The sequence below is a fragment of the Azospirillum sp. B506 genome, assembly GCF_000333595.1.
Classification (GTDB): Bacteria; Pseudomonadota; Alphaproteobacteria; order Azospirillales; family Azospirillaceae; genus Azospirillum.
Genome location: NZ_BADK01000703.1, coordinates 1 through 5889 on the forward strand (window position 1 = coordinate 1; position 5889 = coordinate 5889).

Annotated in this window: 5 protein-coding genes; 2 read left to right on the plus strand and 3 right to left on the minus strand. The window is 67.3% G+C overall.

Annotated features, from left to right (window positions below; all coding sequences use genetic code 11):
• Window positions 1–114: 114 nt before the first annotated feature.
• The 3 genes from I71_RS21040 to I71_RS21050 form a co-directional block, all read right to left on the minus strand.
• Window positions 115–729, minus strand: a complete 615-nt coding sequence (locus I71_RS21040; protein WP_042697611.1) for an SCO family protein — start codon at window positions 727–729, stop codon at window positions 115–117.
• Between the two features lie 70 nt (window positions 730–799).
• Window positions 800–3037: a bacteriohemerythrin gene (locus I71_RS21045; protein ID WP_042697614.1), complete on the minus strand. Its 2238-nt coding sequence runs from the start codon at window positions 3035–3037 to the stop codon at window positions 800–802.
• Window positions 3038–3277: 240 nt separating this feature from the next.
• Entirely contained in the window at window positions 3278–4033 is a 756-nt protein-coding gene (locus I71_RS21050; protein WP_042697618.1) for a PhoH family protein, read from the minus strand.
• Between the two features lie 803 nt (window positions 4034–4836).
• Between I71_RS21050 and minC the strand changes: the two genes are divergently transcribed.
• Window positions 4837–5604 carry a septum site-determining protein MinC gene (gene minC / locus I71_RS21055; protein WP_042697620.1) on the plus strand — a complete coding sequence of 256 codons (768 nt, stop codon included), beginning with the start codon at window positions 4837–4839 and terminating at the stop codon, window positions 5602–5604.
• Between the two features lie 94 nt (window positions 5605–5698).
• Window positions 5699–5889, plus strand: a 191-nt coding sequence (locus tag I71_RS21060; RefSeq protein ID WP_042697623.1) for a P-loop NTPase, incomplete at its 3' end; no start/stop codon positions are given.

Genomic DNA, 5889 nt, shown 5'->3' on the forward strand with positions numbered 1-5889 from the left:
GAAGCATCGATTTTGCCGCGCTGCGGCGCGTTGTCCCGCTCCGCATGCGAAAAAACCCGGTGGTATGACCGCTTTTCAGGGTTTTTCCGCCGCTTTTCGCCCGGTCCGCCCCGTTCAGCCCGCGATCCGCGACGAGAGATCCTGCACGATCTTGTCGGCGCCTGTCCCGCCCGGATACACCCCGACGAATTTCCCGTCCGGCCCCATCAGGTAAATAAAGCTGGAGTGATCCATCAGGTACTCGTCCGGTTTTCCATCCTTTTGCGGCGCCTTGGCATAATAGACGCGATAGGCCCGCGCGGCGTCCCGCACCTGCTCCGGCGTGCCGGTCAGCCCGACCATCCGCGGGTGGAACAGCGCCACATAGTCCTTCATGTGCGCCACAGTGTCGCGGTCCGGGTCGATCGTGATGAAAACCGGCCGGACCTGCTCCGCTTTCGGCCCCAACTGGTCGAGCGCCTGGGTCATCACCCCCAGCTCGGTCGGACAGACGTCCGGGCAATAGGTATAGCCGAAATAGATCAGCATATACTTGCCGCGGAAATCGGCGTCGGTGACCGACTTGCCCAGTTGGTCGGTCAGTGTGAAGGGACCGCCGATGGGAACGGCGGACTTCGTGCCGCTGTCCACCGTGGTGGCGGCGCTGCGCACCTGCCACCAGGCGATCCCGGCGGACACGGCAATGGCGAGGACGGAGGCGGCGGCGATGCGCAGGAGTCGTGTGTTCATGGTCCGTCAGGAATGGGGCCGTCCGCTCTCCAGGTCAAGGGGCGCGCCCTCACATGGCGTCCTCTGCCGATCAGGCCGCTTCCGCCTTCGCCGCGACCATTGCCCGGCCGGCCGCCTGTCCGGTTCCACTCCGCCCGCTGGCCGCGATATGCTCGCCGATGCGCTTGTCGGCGCGCTGGATGTGCTCGAACAGCCATTCGCGCACCAGGGCCAGCAGCTCGTCGGCCACGGAGTCGCCGGCCTCCAGGCGGCGGCGCAGCTTGTCCGCGCGGGTGCGCAGCGCCTCGTGCTGGGCCTTGTGGGCGACGATGCCGGGATAGCCGCACTGCTCCATCAGCCGTTCCTCCTGCTCGAAATGCAGGGCGGTGTAGGTCAGCAGCCGGCCGACGGAATCAGCCAGCGCCTTGACCGGGGCGCCGGGGTCGGCGCTTCCCTGGTGCCGCGATCCGTTTCTGGTGCGCTGGGCGAGGGAGGCGGCCTCGTTCATCAGGGCGATCAGGATCATGTGGTCGGTGTCGATGCCGTCCTCGCCGACCGCCAGCGCATCGGTCCAGGGCATGAAGATCTCCGCACCGTCCGAGCGGGCATTGTGCAGGTCGGCGAGCGGTGCGGCGTTGATCGCGCCGACATTGACCAGGAAGGAATCGACCATGCCGCGCAGGCCCAGTGCTTGCCGCGACAGGCCGCCGGCGGCGTCCAGCAGGGCATCGGCCGACCGTTCGGTCTCCCGCGCCGCTTCGGACACCGCGTCGATGCTGGTGGAAACCTGACGGGTGCCGTCGGCCGCGTCTCCGGCGCTGCGGGCGATCTCCCCGGTGGCGGCGCCCTGCTGCTGGACGGCGGAGGCGATGGAGGTGCCGATCTCGTCGCTGCGGGCGACGATGGAGCCGATCTCGCGGATCGCGTCGACGGCGGCGCGCGTCGCCTCCTGCACCTCGGCGATGTGGCGGGCGATCTCCTCGGTCGCCTTGGCGGTCTGGCCGGCCAGGGACTTCACCTCGCCGGCGACCACGGCGAATCCCTTGCCCATCTCGCCGGCCCGCGCCGCCTCGATGGTGGCGTTCAGCGCCAGCAGGTTGGTCTGCCCGGCGATGCCGGCGATCAGGTCGGCCACCTCGCCGATCTTCTGCGCGGCGTGGCCCAGCCCGTCGATCCGTTCTCCCGCCCGCTGCGACGCCTCGACCGCCTGGGTCGAGATGGCGGAGGAGGTCACCACCTGCTCGCCGATCACGGCGATGGAGCCGGTCAACTGCTCCGCCGCCGCGGCGACGGTCTGCACGCTGCTGGTGGCCTGCTGCGAGGCGCCGGCGACGGAGATCGCCTCGCGACGGTTGCGGTCGGCGGTGGCCGACAGGGCGCGGGCGGTGGTCTCCAGCGTGTCCACGGCGCTGCCGACGCTGCGGATCGTCTCGGCGATGGTGGCGTCGAAACGGTCGGTCAGCCGCTTCAGCGCGCCCGCGCGCTGCTCGGTCACCCGATGCTCGATCTTCTGCCGGTCCCAATGGCGGGCGAGGTCGATCTGCTGGACGCGGAAGACCTCGACCGTCCGCGCCATTGCGCCGATCTCGTCGGCGCGCTTCAGGCCGGGGACGGAAACCGCGCTGTCGCCGCCGGCGAGATCCTGCATGACGCGGCCCAGCCCGTCGAGCGGCCGGACGATGGCCCGGCTGACCAGCAGGGCCAGCAGCACGGCAGCCAGCCCGATCAGCAGCCCGGTGCCGGCCAGCCGCAATGCCGCCTGGCGGAAGGCGACGTCGACATCGTCGATGTAGATGCCGGATCCGACGAGCCAGCCCCAGGGAGCGAACCCCTTGACGTAGGACAGCTTGGCCACCGGCTCCGCCGATCCCGGCCGGGGCCAGAGATAATCGACGAAGCCGGCGCCGTCGGCCTTCACCATCCGGACGAACTCCTGGAACAGCCGCTTGCCGTTGGGGTCGGCGGTGCGCGAGACATCGGTGCCGTCCAGCTCCGGCTTGATCGGGTGCATGACCATGCGCGGGACGAGGTCGGTGATGAAGAAATACTCGTCGCCATCGTGCCGCAGAGCCTTCAGCGCCGCCTTGGCCCGGGCCTGTGCCTCGGCCCGCGGGAGGGAGCCGGCGCGTTCCTGCGCTTCGAAATGGGCGATCAGGCTGTGGGCGACCTCGACGACGTTGCGGGTCTTGTCCTGGCGGTCGGCCATCATCTCGGCGCGCAGGCCCAGCAGGCTGACCACGGCGACCAGGGCCAGCCCGAAGCCGGCCGCGGCCAGGATCAGCCCGATCTTGCCCCTGATGCTGATGCGTTCGAACAAGGCAACGGTCACGGTTGCAACCCCCTCCGGAAACGAAACGGCGATGTCCCTATAATTATCGGGACTTTTGCCGCGGCGGGACGGGGCGTCAAGGCAATTTGTTTGTATATTCCATGCTCGGTTCAGCAGAATGTCATATTTGCAACCATAATTGAGTGTTCTGTGCGACAATCGGGCGCGGGCCAGCGGCAGCAGAGTGGCGGGAGGCGCAGCCCGTGCGCCTCCCCTGCAACCCCCTGAAGCCAACCGCGGTCAGAGCACCGTCAGCATGCTGGCGACCAGCGGATGGCGGACGATGTCCTTCTCGGTCAGGCGGGCGACGGCGATTCCCTCCACCGCCTCCAGCCGGCGGGCGATGTCGGCCAGTCCGGACAGGTTGTCCAGCAGGTCGGTCTGGTCGGGATCGCCGGTCAGCACCATGGTGGAGTGCCAGCCCAGCCGGGTCAGCAGCATCTTGATCTGGGCATAGGTGCAGTTCTGCGCCTCGTCGATCACCACGAAGGCGTTGTTCAGGGTGCGGCCGCGCATGAAGCCGACCGGGGCGATCTCGATGGTGCCGTCGGCCATCATCATCCGCAGCCGCTTCGATCCCAGCCGGTCGGTCAGCGCGTCGTAGAGCGGGCGCAGGAAGGGCGCCATCTTCTCATGCATGTCGCCGGGCAGATAGCCGATGCTCTCGCCGGCCTCGATGGCGGGGCGGGACAGGACGATGCGGTCGACGCTGCCCGATTCCAGCGCCTCCACCGCCGAGGAGATGGCGATGTAGGTCTTGCCGGTGCCCGCCGGCCCCAGCGCCACCACCAGATTGTGCGTCTTGATGGCGTCCATCAGAAGTTTCTGGTTGGGGTTCTGCGGCTTCACCTTGCGGAGATAGCTCTGGTCGCGGCGATCCTCGTTCCCACCGAGCGGATCCCAGCCGAAGGCGGCGGGGGCGGTCATGCCGGGGAAAAGCGGGTGGACGGTGGAGTCGTCCGCCGCAGCGATGCCTTTGCTCGAACGCTTGGCCATGTCGCATCTCCTCGAATGGTGGGGGTGGCGCCAAACCCTGGACAGGGGAGTCCGGGCACAAAAAAACCTCCCGCAAGGGGGAGGCTCGAACAGTCGCATCGGTGCGTGGTGACGAGTGCTTCGCCGGGTGCCCCACCGCATGCTGCGGCCGGACGCTGTGCCGGTTCCGGGCATGCCGGTGCGGGCCGGCGGGGGAGCTGCTCTGTGGGCGAAGCAAGGTGCAAGAGAACCTCGTCGTCGTTGGAAGCCACGCAACCAGACTGTACCGGTCACAACGCGCCGCGTCAGTCAAAATTGCGGCCGACGCAAAATATTCATACCAGATGTGGTGTGGGTGCCGCGGGAATGCCGCGAGAGCGGGGTTGGTAACCCTTTCCGCCGAGCCGGACCGGCCGTCGGATAGCCTTCCGACCGAGCCGGCCGAAAGGCTTTGCCGCTGCTGCGTGCTTTCATTACTATGGTTGGCCACGGGGGAATCCGAACGTCACGTTGCAACCATCGCCTGTCATCCATGGTGGCGGGCCGCGATCTCAGGTCGTCGCATCCGATTATGGTCGGGGAGGGGCCGGAGATGCTCGCCGTTTGCCGAAGTGCGGGCGGCGACATGGCGTCCGGCAACAGAGCGTCCGAATGTCACCCGTGGGGTGGTGAAACTCTTGAATCCGACCGGTGTGGACGGCTAGAAGGCGCTGATTGGCTGGCTCGATGCCGGGGCTGCGCACCGGCGGTTGCAGGGCGGTTACGGGCGCACGGGTGAACCGGATGCACGGCACGGGACGGCAGGAACGAACGGGAAGGCTACGGTGAGCAGCGCCAGTCAGGTCGCCGAACGGGATGTGCCGTTCCAGTTGCGTGGCAACTCCTTCACCATGATGGTGCTGAAGGTTTTCGCCCCGACATCGCCGGATTTCTTCACACAACTGAGCGTCAAGGTACGCCAGGCGCCCAATTTCTTCCGCAATGCGCCGGTCGTGCTCGACTTCGACGACCTGCCGGAGAGCATCGTCTTCGATCTGGGCGCCTTCGTGGCGCAGGTGCAGGCGCTGCACCTGCTGCCGGTCGGCTTCCAGGGCGGACCGCAGCCGGTGCGTGAGGCGGCGGCGGCCGTCGGGCTGACGCCGATGCCCTCGGGCCGCGCCGCCAAGCTGGAGGAGGTGGTGAAGGCCCCCGATCCGCGGCAGCACGACCAGCAGGCCCCGATCCCGGCGCCGCAGGTGCTGATCGAGGTCGTCCACCGCCCGACCGTGGTGGTGACCGAGCCGGTGCGGTCCGGCATGCGGGTCTATGCCGAGAAGACCGACCTGATCGTCACCAGCTCCGTCTCTCCGGGAGCGGAACTGCTGGCCGACGGCAACATCCATGTCTATGGCGCGTTGCGCGGCCGGGCGCTGGCCGGCTTTTCCGGCGACACCAACGCCCGCATCTTCTGCCACAGCCTGGAGGCGGAGGTGCTATCGGTCGCAGGCAATTATCGCGTCAGCGAAGACATCGGCAGTGACTTTTATAAGAAAGCCGTGCAGGTTTTCCTGCGCGACGGCGTCCTCAGCATGGATTTGCTGAAGACGGTCTGAGGACTGAAGTTATGGACTCCTGCGTGAAGGCGATGCTCTTCGGATGGTGTCCGGTATCGGTGACGGCAACTTTGGGATTATGGGAGAGGCTCCGTTGAGCAAGATCATCGTCATGACCTCCGGCAAGGGCGGTGTCGGCAAGACGACCTCGTCCGCGGCCTTTGCAACCGGGCTGGCGCTTCGCGGCTTCAAGACGGTCGTCATCGATTTCGACGTTGGCCTGCGCAACCTGGACCTGGTGATGGGGTGCGAGCGCCGGGTGGTCTTCGACTTCATCAACGTCAT